The sequence below is a fragment of the Panacagrimonas perspica genome, assembly GCF_004364935.1.
Lineage (GTDB): Bacteria > Pseudomonadota > Gammaproteobacteria > Nevskiales > Nevskiaceae > Panacagrimonas > Panacagrimonas perspica.
Genome location: NZ_SOBT01000008.1, coordinates 2094051 through 2118553, shown reverse-complemented (window position 1 = coordinate 2118553; position 24503 = coordinate 2094051). Strand labels below are relative to the sequence as shown.

The 24503-nt window shown below is 65.8% G+C and carries 21 protein-coding genes; 5 read left to right on the top strand and 16 right to left on the bottom strand.

Annotation, left to right across the window (positions count from 1 at the left end):
* Positions 1 to 20: 20 nt before the first annotated feature.
* The 3 genes from DFR24_RS09600 to DFR24_RS09590 are packed head-to-tail and all read right to left on the bottom strand — an operon-like array spanning position 21 to position 3101.
* Complete coding sequence (locus DFR24_RS09600) at positions 21 to 812, bottom strand: SDR family oxidoreductase (RefSeq protein ID WP_133881041.1); 792 nt, start codon at positions 810 to 812, stop codon at positions 21 to 23.
* Between the two features lie 10 nt (positions 813 to 822).
* Positions 823 to 1986 carry a sulfotransferase family protein gene (locus DFR24_RS09595; RefSeq protein ID WP_133881040.1) on the bottom strand — a complete coding sequence of 388 codons (1164 nt, stop codon included), beginning with the start codon at positions 1984 to 1986 and terminating at the stop codon, positions 823 to 825.
* Positions 1983 to 3101: a DUF1214 domain-containing protein gene (locus tag DFR24_RS09590; RefSeq protein WP_133881039.1), complete on the bottom strand. Its 1119-nt coding sequence runs from the start codon at positions 3099 to 3101 to the stop codon at positions 1983 to 1985. The genes DFR24_RS09595 and DFR24_RS09590 overlap by 4 nt, the downstream gene beginning before the upstream one ends.
* A 163-nt stretch (positions 3102 to 3264) precedes the next feature.
* Between DFR24_RS09590 and DFR24_RS09585 the strand changes: the two genes are divergently transcribed.
* Entirely contained in the window at positions 3265 to 3777 is a 513-nt protein-coding gene (locus DFR24_RS09585; protein ID WP_133881038.1) for a nuclear transport factor 2 family protein, read from the top strand.
* A 49-nt stretch (positions 3778 to 3826) separates the two neighbouring features.
* Here DFR24_RS09585 and trxC read toward each other — a convergent pair whose 3' ends face one another.
* The 10 genes from trxC to DFR24_RS09535 all read right to left on the bottom strand — a co-directional run bounded on the left by trxC (position 3827) and on the right by DFR24_RS09535 (position 17143).
* Positions 3827 to 4285, bottom strand: a complete 459-nt coding sequence (trxC, locus tag DFR24_RS09580) for a thioredoxin TrxC (RefSeq protein ID WP_133881037.1) — start codon at positions 4283 to 4285, stop codon at positions 3827 to 3829.
* A 165-nt stretch (positions 4286 to 4450) separates the two neighbouring features.
* Positions 4451 to 5074 (bottom strand): hypothetical protein, encoded by a 624-nt coding sequence (locus DFR24_RS09575; protein ID WP_133881036.1) that lies wholly within the window; start codon positions 5072 to 5074, stop codon positions 4451 to 4453.
* Positions 5071 to 9684, bottom strand: coding sequence for an RHS repeat-associated core domain-containing protein (locus tag DFR24_RS09570; RefSeq protein ID WP_281280164.1), 4614 nt, complete (start codon positions 9682 to 9684; stop codon positions 5071 to 5073). Before DFR24_RS09570 ends, DFR24_RS09575 begins: the two co-directional genes overlap by 4 nt.
* Before the next feature lie 569 nt (positions 9685 to 10253).
* The gene (locus DFR24_RS09565; protein ID WP_162851123.1) at positions 10254 to 11924 is read right to left on the bottom strand and encodes a type II and III secretion system protein family protein; all 1671 of its coding nucleotides are present in this window, start codon (positions 11922 to 11924) and stop codon (positions 10254 to 10256) included.
* Positions 11917 to 12945: a Flp pilus assembly protein CpaB gene (gene cpaB / locus DFR24_RS09560; protein ID WP_133881033.1), complete on the bottom strand. Its 1029-nt coding sequence runs from the start codon at positions 12943 to 12945 to the stop codon at positions 11917 to 11919. Before cpaB ends, DFR24_RS09565 begins: the two co-directional genes overlap by 8 nt.
* Entirely contained in the window at positions 12942 to 13631 is a 690-nt protein-coding gene (locus tag DFR24_RS09555; protein WP_133881032.1) for a hypothetical protein, read from the bottom strand. Before DFR24_RS09555 ends, cpaB begins: the two co-directional genes overlap by 4 nt.
* Positions 13628 to 14500, bottom strand: a complete 873-nt coding sequence (locus DFR24_RS09550) for a hypothetical protein (protein WP_133881031.1) — start codon at positions 14498 to 14500, stop codon at positions 13628 to 13630. Before DFR24_RS09550 ends, DFR24_RS09555 begins: the two co-directional genes overlap by 4 nt.
* Entirely contained in the window at positions 14497 to 16041 is a 1545-nt protein-coding gene (locus DFR24_RS09545; RefSeq protein WP_133881030.1) for a Tad domain-containing protein, read from the bottom strand. The genes DFR24_RS09550 and DFR24_RS09545 overlap by 4 nt, the downstream gene beginning before the upstream one ends.
* 67 nt (positions 16042 to 16108) lie before the next feature.
* Positions 16109 to 16375, bottom strand: a complete 267-nt coding sequence (locus DFR24_RS09540; RefSeq protein ID WP_133881029.1) for a hypothetical protein — start codon at positions 16373 to 16375, stop codon at positions 16109 to 16111.
* A gap of 141 nt (positions 16376 to 16516) precedes the next feature.
* Positions 16517 to 17143: an arylesterase gene (locus DFR24_RS09535; protein WP_210772290.1), complete on the bottom strand. Its 627-nt coding sequence runs from the start codon at positions 17141 to 17143 to the stop codon at positions 16517 to 16519.
* A 53-nt stretch (positions 17144 to 17196) separates the two neighbouring features.
* Between DFR24_RS09535 and DFR24_RS09530 the strand changes: the two genes are divergently transcribed.
* A complete protein-coding gene (locus DFR24_RS09530) occupies positions 17197 to 17709 on the top strand; it encodes a gamma carbonic anhydrase family protein (protein WP_133881027.1) in 513 nt (170 codons plus the stop codon).
* Between the two features lie 47 nt (positions 17710 to 17756).
* Positions 17757 to 18911 carry an acyltransferase family protein gene (locus DFR24_RS09525; protein WP_133881026.1) on the top strand — a complete coding sequence of 385 codons (1155 nt, stop codon included), beginning with the start codon at positions 17757 to 17759 and terminating at the stop codon, positions 18909 to 18911.
* A 66-nt stretch (positions 18912 to 18977) separates the two neighbouring features.
* Here the strand turns inward: DFR24_RS09525 and DFR24_RS09520 are convergent, their stop codons facing one another.
* Genes DFR24_RS09520 through DFR24_RS09510 form a run of 3 tightly spaced genes read right to left on the bottom strand, consistent with a single transcriptional unit; the run spans position 18978 to position 20503 of the window.
* On the bottom strand, positions 18978 to 19475 hold the full coding sequence (locus tag DFR24_RS09520) for a SixA phosphatase family protein (RefSeq protein ID WP_133881025.1): 498 nt from the start codon (positions 19473 to 19475) through the stop codon (positions 18978 to 18980).
* 12 nt (positions 19476 to 19487) lie between these two features.
* A complete protein-coding gene (locus tag DFR24_RS09515) occupies positions 19488 to 20171 on the bottom strand; it encodes a class I SAM-dependent methyltransferase (protein ID WP_133881024.1) in 684 nt (227 codons plus the stop codon).
* A 17-nt stretch (positions 20172 to 20188) separates the two neighbouring features.
* A complete protein-coding gene (locus DFR24_RS09510; protein ID WP_133881023.1) occupies positions 20189 to 20503 on the bottom strand; it encodes an SCP2 sterol-binding domain-containing protein in 315 nt (104 codons plus the stop codon).
* A gap of 148 nt (positions 20504 to 20651) precedes the next feature.
* On the opposite strand from DFR24_RS09510, the gene pepN reads away from it, so the two are divergent.
* Together pepN and DFR24_RS09500 are read left to right on the top strand one after the other, a co-directional pair.
* Positions 20652 to 23246, top strand: a complete 2595-nt coding sequence (gene pepN, locus DFR24_RS09505; protein WP_133881022.1) for an aminopeptidase N — start codon at positions 20652 to 20654, stop codon at positions 23244 to 23246.
* Positions 23243 to 24466 carry a multidrug effflux MFS transporter gene (locus DFR24_RS09500; RefSeq protein WP_133881021.1) on the top strand — a complete coding sequence of 408 codons (1224 nt, stop codon included), beginning with the start codon at positions 23243 to 23245 and terminating at the stop codon, positions 24464 to 24466. The genes pepN and DFR24_RS09500 overlap by 4 nt, the downstream gene beginning before the upstream one ends.
* Positions 24467 to 24503 lie beyond the last annotated feature (37 nt).

The following is a 24503-nucleotide window of genomic DNA, read 5'->3' as shown; positions in this document are numbered from 1 at the left end:
GGGTACGAATGGGTGCCGGATCAGGGCATCCACGCTCCGCCATTCACATCCAGCGCAGCACCGGTCACGGCACTGGCGTAGTCCGACGCCATGAACAGCGCCGCACGCGCGCACTCGTCGTCGGTCGGAATATCGCCCAGCGGAATGCCCGTTGCGATCTGCGCCTTGAGCTCGGCTTCCGGAATGCCGAGCTGACCCGCCTGCCAGGCGACGTAACCCTGCACCGGGGCGCCCCACATCCAGCCCATGTGCACGGTGTTCACGCGGATGCGATGCGGGCCGAGTTCCTTGGCCAGGTACTTCGTGCTGACGGCCAGCGCGGCCTTGGACGCGGCGTAACCGGCCTCGCCCAGCGGCGGCACCTGGCGCACGGCCATGGTGTTGACCATCACGATCGCGCCGCTCTTCTGCGCCTTCATCTGTGGCAGCACCGACTGCGTGAGCTTGAGCGTGCCGAGCAGGTTGGTGTTCAGCGGGCCGTGCCAGTCGTCGAGGTTGGCCGTGGACGCGTAGTCCATCTCGCCGTGTACGAACGCGCTGTTGATCAGCGCATCGATGCGGCCGAAGCGCTCGATCGTCTGCGCCACCAGCCGCTCGCAGGCCGCGCGATCGGTGATGTCGGTGACGCACTTGAGCACGCCGCAGCGGTCGGTGATTTCGACGATGCGGCGCTCCGCATCGTCGAGCTTCTCGGCGCTGCGGGCGGCACACACGACACCGGCCGCGCCCTCGCGCGCGGCTTCGATCGCGAGCTTCACGCCCAGGCCCGGGCCGATGCCGGAGACGATGACGATCTTGTTCTTGAGCAACATGGGAGAGGTCCTAGGCGGTGATGTGACGTGCGCGGTAGCGCGCGAAGTCGCGTTCGATCTGGGCGTCGCTCAAGCCGAACTGCTCGGGCGTGTATTCGTGCGTAGCGCTGTGGCTCTTCTCGTCCTCGACCAGCCACGCGCGCATGCGGCCGAGGACGTCCGGCGTCAGCTCCCAGCCGATGAAGGCGTAGATGCGGCGCACCACGTCCAGCGGCTGCTTCACGGTGTCGTGGAACTGCACGTCGAGGAACTGCGCGGCGGCGGTCTCGCGCACACGCATCGTCTGGTCCAGGCCGCGGCGCATGCGCTCGCTCCAGGTGAGGCCAGCCTCGACCGGGTCGGCCGTGTCGCTGTAGATGCGCCACAGCGTGTCGATGAAGCTCGCGATGGAAGGAATGCTGCGCAGCGGGTCGCGATGGGTCTGGATGACCTGCGCGCCGGGAAAGACGTCGAGCAGCACGTCCATGCGCTGCAGGTGATGCGGCGCCTTGAGCACCCAGCGCTTGCCGTCGATGCCGCGCGCCCGCTTCTGCCACTGCAGGTGCTGCAGCATGCGCTTCAGGAAACGATAGGCCGGCGCCTGGTCCTGCCGCGACAGCCACTCGCTGTACGAGGGAATGTTGGCGTAGGCGTCGAAGGCCGAGAGCATCGAGTGCTCCATCAGCATCACTTCCTCGTCCGCTTCCTCGGCCGCCATCGGATGGATGGCCATCAGCTTGGGCATCGCGGTGGTCATCATGTCCACCAGCTTGTGGCCTTCGGCGATGCGCGCCTCGGGCTTCGCCAGCGCCTCGCCGGGGAAGGGCAGCGGAAACTGCGATTCCCAGAACGCCATCCACCAGAAGCGCGGGTCGCGCGACAGCAGGCGGTGCAGCTTGGTGGTGCCGGTGCGCGGCAGGCCGACGATGACCAGCGGCGGCGCGACGGCCTCGTCTGCGATCTCGGGATGCAGGCGCAGGTCCTCTTCCACGCGCAGGCGCGTCGTCAGCTGACCGACCAGCTTGAGCCGGAACACGTAGCGGCCGGTCTCCGACAGCTGCGCCTCGTCGTCGAGCGCCTTGCACAACACCTCAAGCGCCGGCAGGAAGCTGGCGTCGCCGAAGTCGTACAGACCACCCGACGCAGTGCGCGCCTCGGCCATCAACTCGTCGGGAACAAAGTGGGGCGTGCTCATCGAAGCGGCTCCGTCGTGAATGCGCGCAGGTCGAGCACCGGGTCCACGTGCTCCTGGGCGCCGACCCAGCGCAGGCACATCGTCCCGCGCGTGTGGCCGGCGGTTTCCAGCCAGTTGCCGTGGCCCGGGTCGCGATGCGCGAGCACCAAGGTCACGCCACCGTCGCCATCGGGCGTGGCGCTGTGCTGGTTGTGGTGGATGCGGTGATGGCGGTAGTCCAGCGACTCCATCCACCAGTTGTTGATCTGCAGATTCCAGAAGCGGCAATCGGGAATGCGCGGCAGGCGGATCACCAGCATCTGATCCGGCTGCACGTCCCAGGCCGAGTGGTAGTAGTGGATGTTCGGGTCACCACCGACGCGCTGGCACAGCGCCTGGTCGGCAGCGGGCAGGGCATTCACATTCGGCAGGTAGCTCTGCGCCCAGTTGGCGAACAGCGTCGCCGTGCCTTCGACGAAGCCCGCGGCCCGCGTGAGGCCGCGCGCGAGGCGTTCGGCGTCCAGCGGCTGCGGACGCAGCAGCGCGTCGCCTGCACGCGCGATGCTCATCTGCGCCGCGGTCTCGCTGCGCCGGTCGAGAAAGGTCTGGCGCACGATCACCGCGTTGCTCGCGTCTTCGATCCGCAGCCAGTTGCCGGGCTGCGGGTGCTGCGACAGGTGGATCTCGAAGCTGCCGTCGGGTTCGCAGCGCAGGTCGCGCGCGTCCAGGAAGCCGGTCTGCTCCATGCGCCCGTCGGTTTCGTATCCGCCCTTCTGCGTGCCGAAGCTCAGGTAGGGCACGGTGCCGCGCCGGCCGCGAATCACGTACGCGTTGCGGCCCGCGATGCGGGCCATCAGGTAGAGATTGTCCGGGTTGTCCGCGCCGATCTTCCCGGTCTCGTGCGAGGGCGCGAAGAAGCCGGGAAAGTCCGGATCGGCGAACTCGAGATGCATCTCCAGGCCGATGCGCAGCAGGCGCGTCAGGTAGCGCCAGCCCTCCGCACGATCCAGCTCGGTGGCCGGGGCCTCGTCGCGCAGCACCTGGCGGCCGGCGCGCTTGAGCGAGTCGCAGAACTCGTCCCAGGTGCGGCCGGAAACGACGGCGTCGATTCCCTTCGGTTCTTGTTCTGGTGGCATGGCTTCTTCGGCCGGCACGCGGCTCCTCCCGCTATCCGGCAGACGCTACGGGCGGCCCCTGCGGCGAGCGTCCCCTGTTTGAGGTAGGCCGGAGTCCGCGCGCGGAGCCAGCATGCAGGCCTGCGCAACACGACCGATCAAGAGAAGAAGAGGGGAGACGAGCATGACCACGCCGCTTTCTGTCGCCGACCGCCTGCAGTTCGTCGAGGACCGCGAGGCGATCCGCGAACTGAAGTCGCGCTACCTGGCCGCCTGCGATGCCAAGGACCCCAAGGGCATGCGCGCCTGTTTCGTCGACGGGCCGGTGCACATCGACTTCGGCGTCATCGGCACGTTCGATCGCGCCGATGCGCTGGTCGAGATCTTCACGGCCATTGGCTGCCATCCGCACATGGTGGAGATGCACCACGGCGTGAATCCGCAGATCGAGCATCTGTCGCACGACCGCGCCAAGGGCCACTGGGGCCTGCACTACCAGTTGATCAACACCAAGGACCACACGCTGACGCAGCTCGGCGCGTACTACGACGACGAGTATGTTCGCGGGCAGACCGGAACGTGGAAGATCGAGAAGACGCGCTGCGTGGTCACGTCCACGCTCGTGCTGCAGTTGGGCGAAGACGGCATCAAGCGCCTGTTCGCCGGCAGTGCGCCGCCGCCGATGCCGCCCGCCTGATCGTCAATCAGCAAGGCGTCGAACAACAAAAAAGCAGACGGCTACGGCTTCAGGCGTAGCCGGTATTCGCCTTCGCGACGGACTGCGCCGCGAACTGCAGCAGCTGCGCCCCCGGCAACGCGCCCGACTGCCGGCTGACCTCGCGACCGTTCGCGAACACGGCCAGCGTCGGGATGCTGCGGATGTTGAGCTGCGCGGCGAGCTGCGGGTTTGCTTCCGTGTTGAGCTTGACCAGCCGCATGTTCGGTTCGAGCTTGCCCGCCGCCGCGTGGAACGTCGGCGCCATCTGCATGCAGGGCCCGCACCAGGGCGCCCAGAAATCCACCAGCACCGGCAGGTCGTTGTCGGCGAGAAAGCGGCCGAACGCCGCCTGGTCGAGTTCGATGGGAGCTGCGCCGAACAGCGGAACCTTGCAGCGGCCACAGATCGGCGCATCGGCCAGCCGTGCGGAAGGCACGCGATTCACGGCGGCGCATTGGGGGCAGCTGACGCGGGTGGGATCGGTCATCGGTGTGGGGACGCGGGGGCGCGTCGGTGTCTGAGCAGGTCTGTAAGTCGATGGGGCCGGGTTTCGGGAGTTCAACGTCCGGGGACGATCGGCGGCCCGCGACGTCCTGCGCAGATATCCCCCAATGCGCTCACCTCGAGCGCCTAAACGTGGGCGAAGCGATCCCTAAAGCCAGGGATTCGTAGCCCCGTTATCAACTTCCACTTTCACCTGGTCCTCGATGAAGATCAGTGTGATGTTGAGGGTGTAGCGGCTCCCGGCGACGTCCTTGTAGCGGTCGCCGGTTCGTTTGTAGGCGTCGCTGTTCTTGATGGGACGGAGGTCGAGCTTCTGTTGATAAACCTTGTCTGGACGTGGGTGCCACGAGCAATCGTCCTTGAATACATACTCTTTCGCCGCGTACACGCTCGCGCTCTTGATGCTCCGCTGAGCCAGGGAGTCCGCACTCACCCGACGTTCCGCTTTACAGTTCTTTAGGTCTGCCAACTGCCAGCCGATAACAACATCGTCGGGGAGCGTTGCGTGGCGTTCGTTGAAGCGCCCGAAATAGGATGCTGGATCACGGTACTTCGAGGGGATGCTCGGAAAGCGACCAGCGATTATCGGAACTGACACGCCCAACTCGGAAAACGCCTGATGAAGCCCGGTGGCTTCCATGTCTCCGATTTTGAGTAGAAGAATTCCGCTGTCTCCGTAATTCAAAATATCGACGCCGTAAACGAAGCGGCCGCAACTGGAAAGGAAGAAAGATCCAATCATCATTGCCAATAATCCGGATGATCTGATCATCGTCGTGCCTGCGGAGGACGTCGATCCCTGTTTAGACCGGTCTCATTAATGACCACGTCGATGCCGTAATTTTCGATGAGCCATTGCCGATATGCGGGGCCGTTTACTAGGCCGACCAAGGTATTGTTACCTTCATGGTCTTCGGTTCCGCGAGTCGGATACGGCCCCGATTTGTACTGTTCTCCCCAGAATCCTCTTAGCGACGTCTCGTAGTCCATCCCATAGGCGTCGAGATCTTCGAAATTATCGTACCAGCGTCGCTGGGGGATCTCGTCGACGTCATTCATGTATTTGAAATTTCGTCCGTCGCGAAAAAATAGTCGCGCGTCTTTGCTGTCGTGCAGCACGGGGACCGTAACCCGATCCCAGCGATTGTTGTGGAGAACGCCAGTAGTGCCCGAATCAATAGAAACTCCCGCCACCTCCGCCCTCTTAACCATCCACATCAATGCCACATCCGGCAGATCGCCTTCGGAATACCCGCCTCCGATATCCGCATGCGCCCCGATGAAACCCATCTCCATTCGAGACTCCGTATTTCCCTTCAACGGGTGAGGGTGGATCGAGATCGCGTGAAATCCCTGGCGGTCTTCGTTCGCTGCGACGGCGTGAGCGACGTATTGCATCGCGTTGGGATCGTCCGCCGCTCCGACGCCAAGATCAAGCTGGCGTAGATCGTCGTCCTGGCTGATCCCGGCGGCTTCGAGATGGAACTGGTTGGCGCTGTAGTGGGGGACGGTGTCGAACAGGGCCATGAAACGCAGATTCACATCGATACAGCTGTCCTGCATGTACTTGCGGGCAAAATCGGGATCTCCGAAGCTGAAGTCGTAACGGCGTCCGCTGCTGTGGTCGAGAACGAACTCGTCTTCACCGTTGAGGAAAGCGGTCAGAAGATTGGTGAACACGCGCGCCTGGGCGGCTCCGCGGCTGAAACCGATGGTGTCGACATTCAGCTGCACCGATTTCTGATGGTTGAGATACAGCCAGGCCATGTGATCGAAGAAGTCGTCTGCGAGCGCGGCGACGCGATCGATCATCGAACTGCCGGTCAGGGCGTCGTAGTAGGCGTCGCCGCTGATCCCGGTTCGGGCGTCGGTGGTGCCCGCGCCGCTGATGTAGAAATAGTGCTGCTCGCTCTCCGCGCCATCGACGCTCCTTACGCTCAACTCCCCAGGATCGCCGAGATACGCATCGCGAAACTTCACGACATTCGAGATATCACGCTTGCTCAGAGGCGGATCGTTGTTGCCGGTTCCATCGAATGCGAACAGCAGCAGGCCGGTGGGATCGATGTGATTGATCGGATCATTGTCTGCGTAGACGTAGGGATTTGGGCCGGCTTCCAAGCCCAGCGGATCGGGTGACAGGTAGCGGCCCAGGTCCGGGTCGTAGTAGCGATGATGGTTGTAGTGCAGGCCCGTCTCCGTGTCTTCGTACTGCCCGGGCAGTCGCAGGTTGAGGGTGAACGAATGCCCATCGCGATCCGGATCCTCGTCGACGGATGCGCGGCCGAACGGAGAGTAAGCCGCACGCCAGATCACGATCTTCGTGTCGTCGGTCACGGCGATCGGCGCGCCGAGGTGATTGGCGTGAATGAAATAGGCCGCTCCATCGGTGAGCATCGCGACAGGCCGCTGACCGAGGTACAGGTACTGAACGCGAACCTTGCCGCTCGAATCGGCTTCCGCAACCAATCTTCCGTTTTCGTACAGGAAGTGCTGTTCAGCGGCGACGCCGGAGATCTGCTTGGCGATGCGCTGCGCGCGAACGTTGTAGCGGTAGTGCGCCAGATGGCGGGTGCCGCGCCAGACGTCGGCGATCTGGCCGTTGGCGTTGTAGCCGAAGCGCAGCGCGCCGAGGCGCTCCATTTCTCCGCTGGCGGAGTAGCGCGGCTCGATCCGGTCAGGAAGCGGGTCAGCCTCGACGATGTTCGAGATCTGCTCGAGCGGCGGCGACAGGTGGGAAGACGCGTCGATCATGGCCTGCACGCCGAACCTCATCGGCGGTAGCCACGGGAGGATTCGAGGGTAAACCTCAGTCAATCGATTGTCCTTCTCGCCATATCGGTAGTCGACTGGGTGTCCGTCGACCACGCTCTGCGTGCGATTGCCGTTCGGGTCGTAGCGGTATCCGGTCAGTGCTGACGGGGTCAGCGCGAAGTCGAGGCGACCCCGCGAATCGAAGCGATAGCGCGCGGCAACCTCGTCCCGATCGTCGATCCGGACGATCCTTCCGTGTGCGTCGTGGCCATAAGCGAAATCGTGGAGAGCGCCGATGCGAAGGCGTGCGAGGATGTCGCCCTCCCACTCGAGCGATGTCTTGATCCCATTACGGGTGATCCATTCCTCGGTGCGGTCGCCGATCGCAGCGTCGGCGAGCTGCATATCGCTGATCAGCGGATGCTTTTGCATCCATCGCCGTTCGACGATTTCCGCCAGTTCAGGCGGGTGCCGATCGCTTTCGCGATATCGGTATTCGAGGACCCGGCCGTCCGGCAATTGCTTCGACATAAGCTTTCCGTCAAACGCATAGCGGTATTCGGTGACGTAGCGACGGGCGCCGATCACATCGACCTGCTGCGTCACACGGCCCGCATTGTCGTAGAGGGTTTGTTCGGTGCCTTCGGCCGTGCGGATCGCCGAAACGCGCGACGCGGGTCCCGGCGGCGTCCAGCCGAAACGCGCAGCCTCGTCGTTCGTCCGGATCCCGGTCAGCCGGTTCGTGGCGTCGCGGTCGAAGGTGGCCGTTGCATTCGACGCAGTCGTCTTGCTTCGAAGGTGGTTGTCCTCGTCGTAGTCGTACAGGGTCAGGCCGCTGTCTGGAGACTGCGTGAAGACGCGCCGGCCGAAGTCGTCGACGCCGTAAGTCGTGGTCATGCCGCGACCGTCGGTTACCGAACGTAGACCAGAGCGGACATCGTCAGGCACAGGGACCGATACCCCTCTTGCCGTCGGTCGGTCTTCATTCGCTACCACCATTGCAGAGGCGTCAGCGCGTCGCTTGCGAAGATGAATCCGCTTGCCGACGCCCCCAGGCCCGCGGATCTCCGCGAGTTGCCCTTGCGGCGCGTACTGGAACTCGAGGCGCCCGCGATCGGACGTCGCCGCCTCGACCCTGCCGATGGCGTCGTAGTGCAGTTCCAGCGGCGTCTGCTCGTCGGCCTGCAGCACGCGCGGACGTCCGCGCTCGTCCCATCGCAGCACCCGCAAAGCGCCGTGATCCGGGAACGTCACGTCCAGCATGCCGGTTTCCACGTCGCGGGCCACGCGTGTTATCGCCTCGCTGCCCGGGCGAAAGGGCTCGATGGCAGCGAGGCGATTGCCCGCGTACGAGATGCGCTGGCTGCGCCGGATCGGTACGTAGCCTCCGCCAGGCAAGGGAGCGAATCCCGTCTCGCGCCGTTCCTCGATCTGCCCGTCGTCGCGATACTTCAGTTGGATCGCGTGCTCGGCACCGGGCTTGATGCTGTTTCGCGCGACGGCTTCCACTTCGTCGGTGTCGCGCCAGTACGAAAAGCGCAGCCGCTCTGCGGGGCGGCCATCCCCGATGGAGTCGGTCATCGAGACGACTCGTCCGAGTGTGTCGCGTTCGTAACGTCGCACGCTGCCATCGGCAGAGACGAGACCGATGAGATTGGCGCGCTCGTCGTAGTCGTAACGAAGCTCACCGGCCATGCGCGTCGGCTGGCAGGGTGTGCAGCCAGGGCCCTCGATGCGCGTCACGACCGGTATCCCGTTCAGCGCGATGCCGAAGTACAGGCTGCTGCGCTTTCGCGAATCGGTCACCCGCGTGCGGCCATTCTCGAAGACGAGCTCTATCTGTTCGTCTTTGTTCTCGGGCCGGTAGAGCACGCCGCGATCCTGCGCATCGTAGGCCCAGGTCTTGATGCGCTGGAGCGCGTCGTCACCAGCGCCGACGCTGATGCCGGTGAGGTTGTGCGCGTCGCCCGGATCATCGTAGTGGTAGCGACGGACGCCTTTGTCGGGATACTCGACGCGGACCAGGTTGCCGCCGTCGTCGTAGGCATAGCGCGCGGCGATCCCTTCGGGTGTGATCAGGGTGTCGATTCGTCCCTGTGCATCGTGGCGCAAGCGCAGCGCGTCGCCTGCTTCGTTGACGAGCCGCAACAGATGGCCGCCGGCGTCGCGGACCAGGCGAAGCGTCCGCCCCTGATCGTCGCGGATCTGCCGGAGCCGGCGGTTGCGATCGAAGCCGAGCACGGTGCGATCGCGCCAGTGCCATTCGTAACCGCCACGGTCCGCCGTGAAGAGTCCGTCGCCGTACTGCGAAGGCCGGAAGCGACGCACGCCCTGATCGTCTCGATCGAGGGGGAAATCGATGCGCCGGCCATCGGCCTGCCAGAGCACGAGATGATCGCCGCGATCGGACAGGCGGAGGTCGAAGCCGTGCGTCCAGCTGCTGCCCAGCGCACCGCGATGCGAGCTGCGGCTGTTGTAGTGGCGCACGAACGCGAGATGAAGTGCGGGCAGGGCGACGTCGACCTCGCGCTGGTACTTGTTGCCGGTGACGACATGAATGGGATTGCCGACCTGCGTCGCCACCACGCCGGTGCGTTGCGAGGCGCTGGTGAACGCATTGTTCGCCATGCCTTCGCTGCCATCCGCGGTCGCGAGCGGGCAATTGCCGTCGCCGTTGCCGGCGTCACCGTCGGTGCCGTCGTCGGCCAGATCGTCGGGCGGCAGCGGGTGGTCGTCGATAGGGTCGGGTGCAGAGGTGTCTGCCACGTCATCGGGGTCCTCTGTGTCCGCGCTTCCGGCATCGCCCCCGCTTTCACCCGGGGTATCGGCGTCGCTGTTCTCGCCATTGCCGTTGTCCAGCGCGGGAGCGGGGTCCGAGGGATCGCCGGCAGAAGGCTCGCCATCGGGGACATCGCCCGAGCCGCCGTCATACCCCGCTGCGACATCGCTGCCGGCAAGACTTCCCCGCGGCAGGCTGGGAACGCTGGCCGCGTAGAGATAACCGGCGTGCTCCCGCTGGATCGCCTCGATCAGTCGTTGCAACGCGCTGTGGTTGTCGGCGCCCATGGGCAGCAGCAGTGCGCCCAGCGTCATGCTGGTGGTGACGACGTACTCGACGATCGCCGAGCCTCGACCTGCGATCCGGCTTCGTTCGCGACCACCTGTGACGTTCTTCGCCATGTGCCGAACTCCTCGTCCTACTGGATCAGCGCCTTGTCCAGATCCTTGCTGCCGGTGAGCAGGTCCTTGCGCAGGTACCGATCGGCTGCGCGCAGGCCCTCGGCGACCGGCGCATTCGGCTGCTGCACGCGAGGCGTCACCGTCACCACCAGCTCGGTTCGCTGCTTGATGAAATCGTCGGAGCGGAAGAGCTGTCCGATGATCGGAAGGTTGGCAAGGCCCGGCACCTTGTCGGCATTGCGGGTGTCGCGGGCGTCGAGCAGACCCGAGAGGATCACGGTCTCGCCTGGACGCGCGGTGATCGTCGAGGTCGTCTTGCGACGCAGCAGGCCGGGCACGCCGTTGACCTGCACCGAGAAGTCGATGGAGCTCACCTCGGCGGTGATCTTCGAGCGGATGTTGAGACTGCGATCGACGAAGGGTTGGATCTTGAGCTGCACGCCGAATTCGCGGAACTCGACGACCGGCTGGCCGAACTCGTTGAGGATCGCCACCGGGAAGTCGCCACCGGCGAGGAACGTGGCTTCCTCGCCGCTGACGGTCGACAGGCTGGGCGCGGCCAGCACGCGGGCATGGCCTTCTTCCTGCAGCAGCTGGAGTTCGGAGCCGATGATCGACGTGATGCCGAGATAGCCGCTCAGTCGCTGCGTGCCCGATCCGACCAGCGACAGCAGGCCTTCGAGCTTTTCGGTCTGGTCTCCGAAATCCGATACCGCGCCCACGCGGCTATGAGGCAGGAAATTGCCGACGATGCCCACGGCCGGGCCCGCCGCCGTGTCCTGCCAGCGAACGCCGACGGTGCGCTGATAATTGCGATTGATCTCCAGCACCGAAACATCGAGCACCACGCTCGGCTCGATGGCGATGTTGAGTTGGGAGGTCACCGTCGAGATGACGTTGGGGAAGCGCTCCGTCAGCTCGCCGAAGCGTTGGAAGCTGGCCGCGTCCACCGTTCCGGTGAGGAGGATGCGGCCGAGCTTGGACTGCACCCGCACGTCGGGAAACGCATCCAGCGTCGAGCGGACGAGGTTCAGGGTGTCGTTCGGCGGCGCCGCGTAGACGCGCACGCTGTAGTCGTGGGATGCGCCGCCGGCCGTGAGCACCCGCAGTTCCGACGCCCCCTGGGCCTTGCCGAGCACCAGTAGGCTGCCGTCGTCGAGCACGCTGGCTTCGACGATGTTGTCGTTGCCGACGACGATCCGCGAGATCTCTCCGAGCTGCAAGGTCGATACCGAACCGACGAACAGGTCCATCGGCGGTTCGGTGGAAGCGGCGCCATCTGCGGAAGGAACGACCGAGGGTGCGATGTGAGTCGCGAGCTCACCATCGCTGATCCCGATGAGGCGGTTCGACTTGCTGCCCGTCGGCAGCACGCGGATGTCGTACGCCAGCGGAGCGCCGGCGCCGGTCCAGACCCAGAGTCGGGTGCGCCCCGGTGTCCGGCCGTAGACCTGAGTGTTGCCGCGCTCGCGGAGGGTGGCCGTCGCAACCGCGTTGTCGTCGACCTTGATACGCGAGACGCCACGCACGAACACGGTTGCGGTCCAGCCGTCTTCGATTTCGATGATCGAGCCGAAGCCATTGACGGGTTGCGCCTGCACGACGCCAGCGAGAACCAGGGAGGCGATGACGAGCCAAGGCGCCAGTCGGTGCATCGTGCGCCGGCAGATCGATGCGCGACTATTCATGCCCGTTGCCGATGACCACGGTTGCGGCTGCGGGCAGGGGATCGGACGCCGCTGCGGACGACGCAACGCCCGTTTTCGGCACCTGTTTGAACAGGATGTCCAGAGGCAGCGGGTCGTCGTCCCAGCCGACCTCGATTGGCGTCTCTTCAGAGCCGGATGGCGTCTCATCGGACTCGACGAAGGCGCGTTGAGGCGCCGGCTTGCGGATGTCGCGTCGTTCGCCGCGCGGAACAGCGCTCGAGAAATAGGTGTATCCGCTGGGGGCCGGCGTATCTCCGAATCGCGCGATGCCGGCGTCGTCGAATCTCAACTGCTCGTCGACCGCAGGACGCAGCAGGTAGACGACCTCGCCGGCGCGCCGGGCGCGTAGCGTCCGCTCCGCGTCTGCCCAGGGCAGGCCGACGGTGATCAGGCTGTAGCTCGCACCGTCCGCTTCGAGCGGCTGGTAGGGCTGATCCGCGGTTCGCAAAGGCTCGTGCCCGGCGGCCAGTACCTTGACCCGTTCGATCAGCCCTTCGAGCTTCTTCTCGTGCCGGCCCTCCCGGGTGGGAAGCAGCACGAACAGGTCGATGTAGTCGCCGGGCAGCAGCAGTCCGGCATGGCTCTCCAGCGCAGAGACTTCGAGACTGATCGCGCGCGTTCCCGGCTCCAGCAAGTCGGAGAAGCGCTCCACGGTCAATCCCGAGACGAAATCGTCGAGCAGAGGTTCGCCGGCCGACATCGGACGACTCAGCACGCGGCTCTCGACGCTGGCGAAATCGCCGGGCAGCACCGCGCGAGCGGGCAGGTGTCGCTGCGGGATCTCGCCGATCGACATCGACTGTCGACTGATGATTGAGCCGGGCTCCAGGTTGCGCGTCGCGACGACCACGCGCGCCATCGGTCCCAGCGACTGCAGCGCGGTCTCGCGCAGGCGCTGCGCTTCGCCGCTCATGTAGTTCTGGAGCAGGAAATACGCGCCGACGCCGAAGCCGATCGCGGCGGCCAGCAGGATCCAGCCGGTCAGGTCCGGCGCCTTCATGGCAGCACCTGGACGATGACGATCCACGAGCGTCCGTCGCGTTCCGCGATGGCGAGATCGAGTTGCTCGTTGCCGCGCACGAGCGACATGCCGCCGCCGTCGGCAGATCTCGTCAGCGCACCTGCGGCCAAGGGCTCGAAGCCCTCCGTGCGGAAGTGCGCCCGATAGAAATCGAGGTTCCGGGCTGCCGATTGGTCGCTGACCAGCAGCATCGTGCGGCTTCGACGGCCGTGGTCTTCGGCCTCGATGTCCTGCAGCAGTTGTGTCGAGGGCAGGGCGCCCGGAGGTGGCCTCGGAGGATCACGTGGCGCGAACCGATGCGCGATCGCGATGAAGCCGCGGCGGTTGCCGAGCGCATCGGCAGGACCTGTCTGCACCGTCGCCAGCCAGTCGTCCTGGCGATGCGACAGGATGTCCCAGCCCCCGGCTTTTGTACGGACGAATCGGCCGTTCCATTCGCGCCCAAAGTGTTCGGCGATGGCATCCGCATCGTCGGTGGAATGGAACTGCCAGGCGCGCGTCTCGATGCCGTCGATGCGCATCCATTCGCCGATGTTGTCCGCCTGCATGCCACGTGGCAGATCGAAGTTCTCGATGCCGCCGAAGCGGCCGGCAGCCAGCGCGGGCGCGATCTGCAGCAGCAACAGCAAGGCGATGCCGATTCGCTGCCAGACGTTCGCGCTCATGGCGGCGGCGTCTCGGACGAGACGCGATATTCGGGCAGCGGGTCGATGTCGACGTGGCCAAACTGCAGCCAATCGCTGCGGACCTCGCGCGCGCTGGGTGCGAAGGCGGCGAAATCCTGGGTGTTTCGAGCCGCAGAACTGTCGATGAACTGCTGAGGCAGCAGCCCCGAGATCGTGCGCTCCACGTCGTGCTTCGCGCCGCCGGTCCAGGTCTCGACGAACAATCGATTGCGGCGCGTCAGACGAAGCGCGTCCAGATCGACCTCCGCCAGCCCGAACCAGGGCCTCAGGTCGACGATGTCGAGCGACACGATCGCATCGATCTGTCCGCGATCGCTCAGGTCGAAGCGGGTGAAGCTCCCCAGCACGGAAGCGGTCTCTGTACTGAGGCCGGCAAGTCCGCCTGGAGTGGAATCCGATGAGTGCTGATCGGCGTACTGGGTCAGCGCGCCGGAGGTCGTCCCGCGTCCGGACAGCATCGACTGGCCGTCGTGCGGGCGATAGGAGAGCGCATCCAGCCTGGACGGCTCCCCGGCGGGGGATGTGACCGGCTCGATGTCGGCAGAAAAGATCCGCGCATCGATCTCGCGTGCGATCTGTTCGTCGGTCTTCACGGTGTCGCTGCCGCCGGAGCTGCGGCTTGCCTCGCGATACCAGGCCGTTCGCTCCCAGGCGGCGTATCGCGCCGCGATTTCGACGTCCTGCTTCTGGGAAATCAGACCCGCGATCACCGGAATCAGCAGCAGGAGCGGCATGAGCAGGAATGTGGCGACGATGAGAAATTCGGTGAGCGCCTGGCCACGAAAGCCGGCGGCCGTGCATCGCGCGTGATGACGTGGTCGGCGCCGGATCTGCGGAATCGCGCTCATGGCTTGCGTGCCGCCAGACGGCCATCGGAAACGATCGCGGTCGCCGTAGCCTTCTCCGCGTCGCTGAGGTCCACCAGACGCGGTTGCCAGTACGGGTTGTAAAGATTCCCCAATTCGGCCCGACGATCCGACCGCTGCCACTCCGCGAGATCCGTCGGGCGCGCGTAGTAGGGCTGCGCCTTGGCGACGGCGCCGATACGGCCCGCGATCAAGCCGCCGCGAGCATCGGTATCCAGGTTGCCCGCCACGGTCCCGCCGCCGCTTTCGATGATGCGGTTCTGCGAGTCGAGGTCTTCTTCGTCCTTGACGTACAGCGCGATGACGGCGGGCCCGCCGTCCGGCGAATGCTCATCGCGCAATTCATAGAATTCGCGCAGTCCGCCGACATACGCCAGGTTGTGATTGACGTGGTCCTTGCCGCCGACGGTACGGCTGTAGGCTGGACTGGTCAGCAGCAGGCGCGCCGCGTTGGCGTTGCGCCAGGCGCCGTTGCCCCAGAGCCTGTTGGAGCGCCGCGCGCGGCTCACGCCATAGTCGTGGAATCTCGAAGGATTGCGGCTTTGGTCGAGCGCGTGCGCGGCGCCCCACGCCAACGGAAGCTCACGCGGCACGCCCGGAGCTGTTTCCCAGCCACTGATCGGCACATACATTTCGGCGTAGAGACTCACGGTCTCCATCGCCGCCCAGTCCCATCGATAGGTCTGATCGTCTGGATCGATGCTGCGCAGGAACTCCGTGCCGCCGTACTTGCGTGTACGCCATCGAAAGCCGCCGACGTCGTCCGTGAACGGCGCCGGCCATCGATAGCTCCGGTTTGACGAGAAGCGGTCGCGCGAGTCCTGGACCACCTTGTCGAAGTCGCGATAGCGGCGATTGTCCAGCGAGCCGTCGTCGGAGGCGTCGGTGACGCGCCGCAACCGGTATTGCTCGCCGATCTGCCGGTTCCAGTCGCGGATCACGGAGCTGGCGTCCGGCAACGAGGCGCCGCCGAGGCTCAGCAACGAATAGGCGTCCGGATCGTTGCCTCGCGCGATATCGCGACCAAACGTCGCGAGTTGCAGCACGAATCCCTGGTGAAAGATGCGTTGCGCGTCGGACAGACCTTCGATCACGCGCTCGTTGAGCGGGATCACGCGTTCGGCGGTCAGATCGATCCCGATGGAGCCCGCCGTGGCCGCGCTTTCTGCGGCTCCACTGACAGCCCCTACGTAAGGGATCGCCTGGCCGATCTCGTTCATGTTCACCGCGAACTGCTCGATGCTCGCGGCCCACGAACTCAGGCCCACCATCTGCGCGATGCCGATCTGGTTGGCCACCATGCCGCGGTTCGTGTACGCGATGAAATTCAGGTCGCGCGATACCAGTGCCGCGGTGCTGTAGGCCACGTTGTCGGCAGTGTTCTGCAGCCGGACCTTGTCGCTCATCAACTCGCCGGAGTCGTACATCACCCAGAGCGCGAGCAGCACGACGACGATGAAGACCGCCGTCATCGGCATGATCTGCCCCGCCTGTGCTCGCGACGACGGCAGCACGATGCTCATCCGTGACGTCCTCTGGATGCCGGGTGCGGATCAGTTCATGCGGCGTGCGGAGGCGGTCTCCCACGGATCACGGGTTGTCGCGATCCACGTAGTTGTTGAGATTGGCTTCCGTGTTCCCCTCGGTCAGCGCGTTGTTGGCCGCCGTCTGCGCGGCCGTGCGGCCGGTGGTGACGTTCTGCCCGGCCACCTGCTGCGCCATCTGCGCGGTCTGTCCGCGGATCGCGCCGCCGAAGAAGGAGAAGGCGGCGATACCGGCGAGGGCAATCAGCGCCACGATGATGATGTACTCCACCATGCCCTGGCCGCGTGCGCGGCTTGCCAGCTTGTCGTTCATCGTCGTCTCTCCCTGGAGCGTTGCTGTCGAGGCCGACGAAGCGAGGTGCGGATCAGAGTCGGCGAGGGAAGAATCGATCTCGCGCAGGGGAGGAACAATCGTGTGGATGCATAGGTGTGAGGCGTTGGGTTTGCGCGCCCCCTAAACCGCCCCCGTATCCCGTAACAGCTTGGCCACCGCTTTGGCCATGTCCGCGTATCCCGCGGCGTTGGGATGGATCTGGTCGGATTTGCGGGCCTTGTCGCCCAGCACGTCCGGAATCGTGAGTGCTTCGATCGGTAACTGGTATTGCTTGGCGAGTTCGAAGTACGCGGGGTCGGTGGTCAGGCCGAACAGCTTGGGCTCCGGCACGCCGAGCAGCACCACGGGAATTCCCCGCTCGCGGATCAGCGCGATCATCGCGCCCAGGTTCTCCTTCATCCGGACGCGATCCTGCCGGCGCAGCATGTCGTTGCCGCCCAGGCACAGGATCACCAGCGCGGGCGAGGCGTCGTCGAGGACATCCGGCAGCCGGTCCAGGCCTTGCGCGGTGGTCTCGCCCGGAATCCCGGCGTTGATCACCGTGCGGCCGATCAGGTCCTGCAGCACGGCGGGATAGCTTTGAGGCCTGTCGGCACCGGTGCCGTAGGTCAGGCTGTCACCGAACGCCAGGATGCGGGCGTCGCTGGCCAGCGGTGTCAGTCGATGTCCGTCGCCCGCACCGCCACCGCACGCGCCGAGCAGCAGCACGATCAGCAGCCAGAGCGCCCTGGCTTGCGAGTGCCTCATGGGCGCGGCCATAGTCCAGCTTCCTTCCTTCATTCGATGCGTTGCCCAAGGACATGATCCATACCCTGGAGAATCGCACGCCGCTGCTCAAGGGCGACAACTTCGTGGCGCCGAACGCGAGCCTGATCGGCCGCGTCACGCTGGAGGCGCAGGCCAGCGTCTGGTTCAACTGCGTGCTGCGGGGCGACTGCGACGAGATCATCGTCGGCGAGGGCAGCAACATCCAGGACGGCTCGGTGCTGCACACGGACGTCGGCTTCCAGTTGCGCGTGGGCGCCAACTGCACGATCGGCCACATGGTGATGCTGCACGGCTGCGAGATCGGCGAAGGCTCGCTGGTGGGGATCAAGGCCGTGATCCTCAATGGCTCGAAGATCGGCAAGAACAGCCTGGTCGGTGCGGGGTCGCTGATTCCCGAGCGCAAGAGCTATCCCGATGGCGTGCTGATCATGGGAACGCCCGGCAAGGTCGTGCGCGAATTGTCGCCGCAGGAAATCCAGAACCTTCAGCTCAACGCGCAGTTCTATCGCGAGAACGCGAAGCGCTACCTGGCGGCGAAGATCTAGCCGCGCGTCGGCCGCGTTCCAATGTCACACGCGGGAGCAGGACCTTCATGAGCGAGGCCAAGACCGCTGCACCCGCGCGCGACTCGACCTGGGACATCGCACGCGGCATCGGCATGGCGCTGGTGATCTACGGTCACTTCCTCGAACCGATCTACCCGGCGCAACCCGCTGCGGACAAGGCCTTTCTGGAATCGGCGTTCACGCAGTGGCAGTGGATCTACTCGTTCCACATGATGCTGTTCTTCCTGGTCTCGGGTGCGGTGAACCTGAAACTGCCGAAGAAGGCCTGGCCGGATGTCGTGCGCGGTTCGCTGCGCCTGCTGGCGCTGGCCTGGGTGGTGCACCTGCTGGGGATCGTCGTGGTCTTCTCGCTGGGGCTGGCGCCGGAGGCGCTGACCTCGCCTTGGACGGCCGCCGTCGCCGTCTTCAACCCGATCCTGCAGGGCTTCCTGTGGTCGGTCGGCGTGCTGTGGTTTCTCACTGCGTTGTGCTTCGTGCAGCTGCTGGCCTACGTGCTGCTGCGTTACTTGCCCGCCTGGAGCGTCGTGCTGATCGGCATGGCGGGCACCGCGGTGGTCGTGTACTTCGATGCGCCCAACCAGTTCCTGTTCCGTACCTGGATGCCGGGCCTGTCGTTCTTCGCGCTCGGCGTGCTGTTAGCGCAGTGGCAGGTGAAATGGCCGGCCTGGCTGTGCGTGCCGCTGTTCGTCGCGGTGTACTTCCTGGCGCCGCTCAACAGCGGCTGCGCTTACACGATGCACGACGCCTGCGCGCGCTGGGCCGGTCCGTTCGGCGTGCGGATGTTCGGCGGCAATTACGGCTTCCTGCCGCTGTTCTTCCTGACTTCGCTGGCGGGTGCGCTGGGCGTGGTCTGCCTGAGCCGTGGCCTGTCGAAGTTCAAGGGCGCCGAGGTGTTCGCGCACATGGGCCGCAAGAGCCTGGACCTGTTCGTCATCAACGGGTTCGTGGCGACGTTCCTGCCGCCGTACATCGCGCGCTTCGACTGGAGCTGGCTGAACCCGTTCGCCTACGTGCTCGTCGGCGTGGTGCTGGTGGCCGTGCACCTGCTGGTGCAGTGGCTGCTCAGGCGGCCGCTCGCGGGGATCGATATGGCGGCGCTGCGTATCGCGACGTTTTTGACGGGGCTGCTCAGTCCGGCGTCGCGGGAGAAGAAGGAATCCGCGCCGGGGACACCCTCGTAGCCCGGTTGAAACCCGGGATTCCCCTCGAACGACGGAGCGGCAAACCCGGGTTTCACCCGGGCTACGCTAGTCGGCGCCGTCCTTCGGATACAGGTAGTGCGCCAGCTTGCCGCAGCCGGGGCCGAGTTCCCGCCAGTCGCTGATCTGCAGCTCGAGGCTGGCGATGGCGCAGGTCGGCATGTCATGGAACGGACAGGTGGCGAGCCAGCGTGCGAGTTCCGAGAAGCCGGGGTTGTGGCCGAACAGCATGGCGTGACGCGATTTCGGATCGAGCTCGCGAACGATCCCGGTCAGGGTTTCGCGGCTGGCTTCGTAGATGCGCGGTTCGAGGCGGATCGCCTCGGCGCTGAATCCCAGCCGGTCGGCGAAAACACCGGCGGTCGTGAACGCGCGAAGGGCGGGGCTCGATACCAGGTGATCGGGCAGGCGGCGCAATTCGCTGACGCGGACGGCCATCACCGGAGCGTCGCGGGTGCCGCGCGGATTGAGCGGGCGCTCGAAATCCCGCATGCCCGGATCGGCCCAGGAAGACTTGGCGTGGCGGACGAGCGTGAGTCGCAGCATGGCGCAGTGTGATCAGGCCGGGGTCGAAAGGTAAAGGTCGAAACGCGCCTGTGTGCCTTCCAGCGTGGTGTTTGGTTTCATGCCGGCCAGCGGAGGCGCTTTCACAGGACGCTTCACGGCCACTCTCGGCGCCAGCGTGCGCACGTGGGCGAGCAGGCGATCGGCGTCCAGGTCGTCGCCAGCAAGGTCGCGCAGCATCTGCATCTCCTTCTGCGGCAGCGCGGTCTTGCCGTCGTCCGGGTACATCGGGTCGAGGTAGGCGACGTCGAACGGGCCCTGCGCGATGCCGACGTCGAGCGCGTCGGAACCGACGATGCGCAGGCGATCCGCCGCCTCGACCAGCAGCGGGTCCGGCAGCAGGCGGGCGCGGCGCTGGGCATCGCGCAGCAGTTCGACGACCAGGGGCTGGCGTTCGACCAGCACGACGTGGGCGCCCAGCGCTGCGAGCGTGAACGCATCGCGGCCCAGACCGCCGGTGGCGTCGAGCACACACGCGTCACGTTTCAGGTGCAGGCCGGCCGCACGCCCCAGCAGCTGCTTGCGGCCGGCGCGGATGCGGCTGCGCTGTTCGACGGACGCCCAGTCGATCAGCAGCGGCTTCCAGTCCGGGCGGTGCTCGGCCTGCAGCGCGAGACCGTCTTCGACGGGCACCAAAGAAAAACCCCGGGCGTCGCCGCCCGGGGTCTGGTTCTGCATGTTGTGTCCGCTCTTGCTCAGACCTTCGACGAGTCGAAGAAGCTGGCCATGCGCTGTGCCAGCATCATGTCGCCTTCGACCTGCAGCTTGCCCGTCATGAAGGCCTGCATGCCGTTGAGTTCACCCTTCATCAGCGCGACGAGATCTTCGTCTTCCATCGTGATGGCGAGGTCGGAGCTGGCCGCGGTGCCTTCGCCGGTCGTGCAGGTCCCGCTCTTGATGATCACGTGCATCGGCGTGGAGCAGTTGAACTGGATCGTGCAGTCCGTGCCCTGGGCGGCGGAAGCGTCGAAAGCCTTGGGCAGATTGCGGATCATGTCGGCAGCGGTCATGGGGTGCTCCGGGTGGATACGAGTGGGGTAATGGGAATTCGGAATCGCCGGATGCTAGCGGGCAGACCCTCTACTGACAACCTACAATGCAGACGCTCCGCTTGATGGTAAGCCGGCGTTCCAATTCCCCCTTTTCAAACCCGTCCGCGTGATTCTTCGTAGCGATTACCGAGCGTCCGATTTCCTGCTCGACCGCATTGAGCTGCACGTGAGCGTCGAGGCGCTCACCACGGTCGAAGCCTGGCTCCACCTGCGTCGCCGCCCGGGTGCCGATCCGGCTGCGTCGCTAGTGCTCGACGGGCGCGGGATCGAATTGCTGTCGATCGAACTCGACGGCACGCCGATCGCCCCCTCGGGCTACCGGATCGAGCCGGAGCAGCTGGTCGTCCCGGCGGTGCCCGACGCCTTCGTGCTGCGCACGCTGACGCGCAACGACCCCGAAAAGAACACCGTGCTGGAAGGCTGGTACCGGTCGGGACCGATGCTCTGCACGCAGTGCGAGGCGCAGGGTTTTTCGCGCATCACCTATGCGCTCGATCGCCCCGACGTGCTGAGCCGTTTCCGCGTGAGGCTGGAGGCCGAGACGGCCCGCTATCCGGTGCTGCTCGCCAACGGCAACTGCGTCGAGTCGGGCGACGCCGGGCCCGGACGTCACTACGCCGTCTGGGAAGACCCGCATCCCAAGCCTTGCTATCTCTTTGCGATGGTCGCCGGCGATCTGGCCTGCGTCGAAGGCCGCCACCGCACGCCGTCGGGTCGCGACGTCGCACTGCGCTTCTATGTCGATCGCGGCAACGAGAACCGCGTCGCGCACGCGATGGAATCCTTGCGCAAGGCGATGCAGTGGGACGAGTCGGTCTACGGGCTCGAGTACGACCTCGACATCTACATGGTCGTCGCCGCGCGCGACTTCAACATGGGCGCGATGGAGAACAAGGGCCTGAACCTGTTCAACGCGCGCTTCGTGCTGGCGTCGCCGCAGACCGCGACGGACGTCGACTACGACGGCGTCGAGTCGGTGATCGCACACGAGTACTTCCACAACTGGACCGGCAATCGCGTGACCTGCCGCGACTGGTTCCAGCTCTCGCTGAAGGAAGGCCTGACGGTCTATCGCGATCAGTGCTTTTCCGCGGACCTGGGCTCGCGTGACGTCACGCGCATCGAACACGTGCGCACCTTGCGGGCGCTGCAGTTTCCGGAGGACGCGGGGCCGACGGCGCATCCGGTGCGACCCGACGCTTACGCCGAGGTCAACAATCTCTACACCGCGACCGTGTACGAGAAGGGCGCGGAGATCCTGCGCATGCTCGCCAGCGTGATCGGCGAAGAGACGTTCGTCGCCGGCATCGGTCACTACCTCAAGCAGCACGACGGCACCGCCGCGACGGTCGAGGATCTGCTCGCCTCGCTGGAGGCCGTGAGCGGGCAAAAACTCGACGGATTCCGCCGCTGGTACTCGCAGTCGGGCACGCCGAGCGTCGAGATCACCGACGAATACGACGCGGCCGAGGGCCGCTACACCCTGCGTCTGCGGCAGCACACGGCGCCCACGCATGATCAGGCGCAGAAGACGGTGCTGCCGATCCCTCTGCGTTTCAGCCTGCGCGATGACGACGGCCAGCTGCTGCAGCTATCGCCACAGCCGCCGTTGATGCCGCGCGCGGACCTGATCCTGCTGGAAGCGGCCGAAGCCGAGCTGAGGTTCGACAACATCGAGTCGCGTCCGACGCCGGCTTTCCTGCACGGATTCTCGGCGCCGGTGAAGCTGCAATACGCCTACACGCCGGATGCGCTGTCCGCGCTGGTGCTGAACGAGGAAGACGGGTTCCTGCGCTGGGAAGCGTCGCAGCGCCTGATGTTCGATGCGCTGTTCGAGACGATGAACGGCGAGCCCGGCGAGCATTCGAGAATGCTGCTGCATACGCTGCAGGTGCTGGCGGCGAATCCGCCGGCTGACAAGGCGCTGCTCGCCGAACTGCTGCGCCTGCCGGCGGAGAGCGAACTGGCTGCTCAGATCGAGCCGCTGGATCCGCATGCCGTCACGCGTGCCCGCGACGGCCTGCGCCACGCGATCGCGCAGGCGCTCACCGGGCCGCTGTCGGTGTGGGCGGCCTGGATGCCCACCGATCTGTCGCCGGAGAATCGCGCCCGCCGCAGCCTTTCGAATCTGGCGCTGTGGTATCTCGGGCATCTGAATTCCGCGCGTATCCGCAAGCTGGCGCTGGAGAGGGCCCACTCGCCGAACATGAGTCTGGCCATCGGCGGCCTGGCCGCGCTGCGCGATTCGGATTCCGCCGAGCGCGAAGAGGCGATGGATGCCTTCCACCTGCGATTCCGCGACGAGCCGCTGGTGCTCGACAAGTGGTTCGCCATGGAAGCGGCATCCGCCCGCCCGGCTGGCCTGGAACGGGTGACCGCGCTGCTGACGCATCCCGACTTCAAGCCGAATCCGAACCGCACGCGTGCCGTGCTCGGAACCTTCATGCGCGAGAACCTGCGCAGCTTCCATGCGCCGGACGGGGGCGGGTATCGGCTGCTGGCCACGGAGCTCGCGAAGATCGATGCCGGCAACCCGCAACTCGCGGCCAGGCTGGTCGAGGGCCTGCTGGGCTGGCGCCGGCTGGTGCCCGCGCTGGGCGAGCACATGCGCGCGGCGCTCGAGCAGCTCGCGCAGGCCGGGCCGTCGCGCGACGTGGCGGAGAAGATCGGAAAGGCGCTGGAGAGCCGCCCCACGGCATGAGGCGGCATTTCCCGGGATGGCTGGTGCTGCTGGGGGCGATGACCGCGATCGGTCCGCTGTCCATCGACATGTACCTGCCGGCGTTTCTGGTGATCGCCGGCGACCTCGGAACGCCGCGCGGCGCAGTCGAACGCACGCTGCCCATCTTCCTGGCGGGTCTTGCGATCGGGCAGCTCGTGTACGGCCCGCTGAGCGACCGGTTCGGCCGTCGCCCGCCACTGCTCGCAGGTCTGGCGATCTACCTCGTCGGCACCATCGGCTGCGCACTCTCGGGCAGCATCGAACAGCTGACGCTCTGGCGCCTCGTGCAGGCGCTGGGCGGTGGTGTCGGCATGGTCGTGTCACGCGCCGTCATTCGCGATCGTCTCGATCCCCAGGGCTCGGCGCGTGCGCTGTCGACGTTGATGCTGGTGATGGGCGCTGCGCCGATCCTGGCGCCGATGCTGGGCGGATGGATGCTGGTGGTGGCGAGCTGGCGCGGGATCTTCGTATTCCAGGCGCTGTTCGCGCTCGGATGCATGGTGGCGATCTGGTTCGGCATGACCGAGTCCCTGCGCCGCACCGATATGCGGCCGCTGCGGATCGGGACCAGTCTGCGCACCTACGCCGAGCTGATGAAGGATCGCCGTCTGCTGTTGCCGGTGATGGCGGGCGCTTTCGGCATGGCCGGCATGTTCGCGTACATCGCCGGATCGCCGTTCGTGCTGATGGGGCTGTACGGTCTGAGCGAGCAGCAGTACGCGATGGTGTTCGGGCTCAACGCGTTCGGGCTGATCGCCGCATCCCAGCTCAACGGCTGGTGGCTGCGCAAGCAGCGGCCGAACGAGGTGCTCCGCAAGAGCTTCTGGCTCCCGGCCGCATCCGGACTCGCGCTGCTGGCGATGGGGCTTCACGGCGGCGTGCCGCTGCCCCTGATCATGTCCGGGCTGTTCGTGTTCGTCGCGAGCATGGGCGTCATCAGCCCCAACACCGGCGCGATGGCGATGGCGGACCAGGGCCGCGTCGCGGGCGCCGCGTCCGCCCTGCTCGGTGCGCTGTCGTTCTTCGTGGGCATGCTCTCGGGTCTGGCCGTGAGCTTCTGGGACGGCCAGACCGGCTTGCCGATGATGGCGATCATGGCAGTCTGCGGTGTGCTGTCGACGTTGTTCGGCGCCACTTTGCTCCGTCGTCGCATGCCGGATGTCGCGCCCGAAGCGGCTGTGGTCGAACCGCTCGCATGAGGCGGAGTGCTTCGTGTCGTTTGCGTGACAGCCGTCT

Coding starts and splice junctions, on each gene's coding strand:
- DFR24_RS09570 (WP_281280164.1), bottom strand. CDS start 9,684: ATGGCGAACAATGCGTTCACCAGCGCCTCGCAACGCACCGGCGTGGTG.
- DFR24_RS09545 (WP_133881030.1), bottom strand. CDS start 16,041: ATGAGCATCGTGCTGCCGTCGTCGCGAGCACAGGCGGGGCAGATCATG.
- DFR24_RS09565 (WP_162851123.1), bottom strand. CDS start 11,924: ATGAATAGTCGCGCATCGATCTGCCGGCGCACGATGCACCGACTGGCG.
- DFR24_RS09510 (WP_133881023.1), bottom strand. CDS start 20,503: ATGACCGCTGCCGACATGATCCGCAATCTGCCCAAGGCTTTCGACGCT.
- DFR24_RS09590 (WP_133881039.1), bottom strand. CDS start 3,101: ATGCCACCAGAACAAGAACCGAAGGGAATCGACGCCGTCGTTTCCGGC.
- DFR24_RS09530 (WP_133881027.1), top strand. CDS start 17,197: ATGATCCATACCCTGGAGAATCGCACGCCGCTGCTCAAGGGCGACAAC.
- DFR24_RS09550 (WP_133881031.1), bottom strand. CDS start 14,500: ATGAGCGCGATTCCGCAGATCCGGCGCCGACCACGTCATCACGCGCGA.
- trxC (WP_133881037.1), bottom strand. CDS start 4,285: ATGACCGATCCCACCCGCGTCAGCTGCCCCCAATGCGCCGCCGTGAAT.
- DFR24_RS09535 (WP_210772290.1), bottom strand. CDS start 17,143: ATGAGGCACTCGCAAGCCAGGGCGCTCTGGCTGCTGATCGTGCTGCTG.
- DFR24_RS09585 (WP_133881038.1), top strand. CDS start 3,265: ATGACCACGCCGCTTTCTGTCGCCGACCGCCTGCAGTTCGTCGAGGAC.
- DFR24_RS09500 (WP_133881021.1), top strand. CDS start 23,243: ATGAGGCGGCATTTCCCGGGATGGCTGGTGCTGCTGGGGGCGATGACC.
- DFR24_RS09540 (WP_133881029.1), bottom strand. CDS start 16,375: ATGAACGACAAGCTGGCAAGCCGCGCACGCGGCCAGGGCATGGTGGAG.
- DFR24_RS09575 (WP_133881036.1), bottom strand. CDS start 5,074: ATGATCAGATCATCCGGATTATTGGCAATGATGATTGGATCTTTCTTC.
- DFR24_RS09555 (WP_133881032.1), bottom strand. CDS start 13,631: ATGAGCGCGAACGTCTGGCAGCGAATCGGCATCGCCTTGCTGTTGCTG.
- DFR24_RS09525 (WP_133881026.1), top strand. CDS start 17,757: ATGAGCGAGGCCAAGACCGCTGCACCCGCGCGCGACTCGACCTGGGAC.
- DFR24_RS09595 (WP_133881040.1), bottom strand. CDS start 1,986: ATGAGCACGCCCCACTTTGTTCCCGACGAGTTGATGGCCGAGGCGCGC.
- DFR24_RS09600 (WP_133881041.1), bottom strand. CDS start 812: ATGTTGCTCAAGAACAAGATCGTCATCGTCTCCGGCATCGGCCCGGGC.
- DFR24_RS09515 (WP_133881024.1), bottom strand. CDS start 20,171: ATGCAGAACCAGACCCCGGGCGGCGACGCCCGGGGTTTTTCTTTGGTG.
- cpaB (WP_133881033.1), bottom strand. CDS start 12,945: ATGAAGGCGCCGGACCTGACCGGCTGGATCCTGCTGGCCGCCGCGATC.
- DFR24_RS09520 (WP_133881025.1), bottom strand. CDS start 19,475: ATGCTGCGACTCACGCTCGTCCGCCACGCCAAGTCTTCCTGGGCCGAT.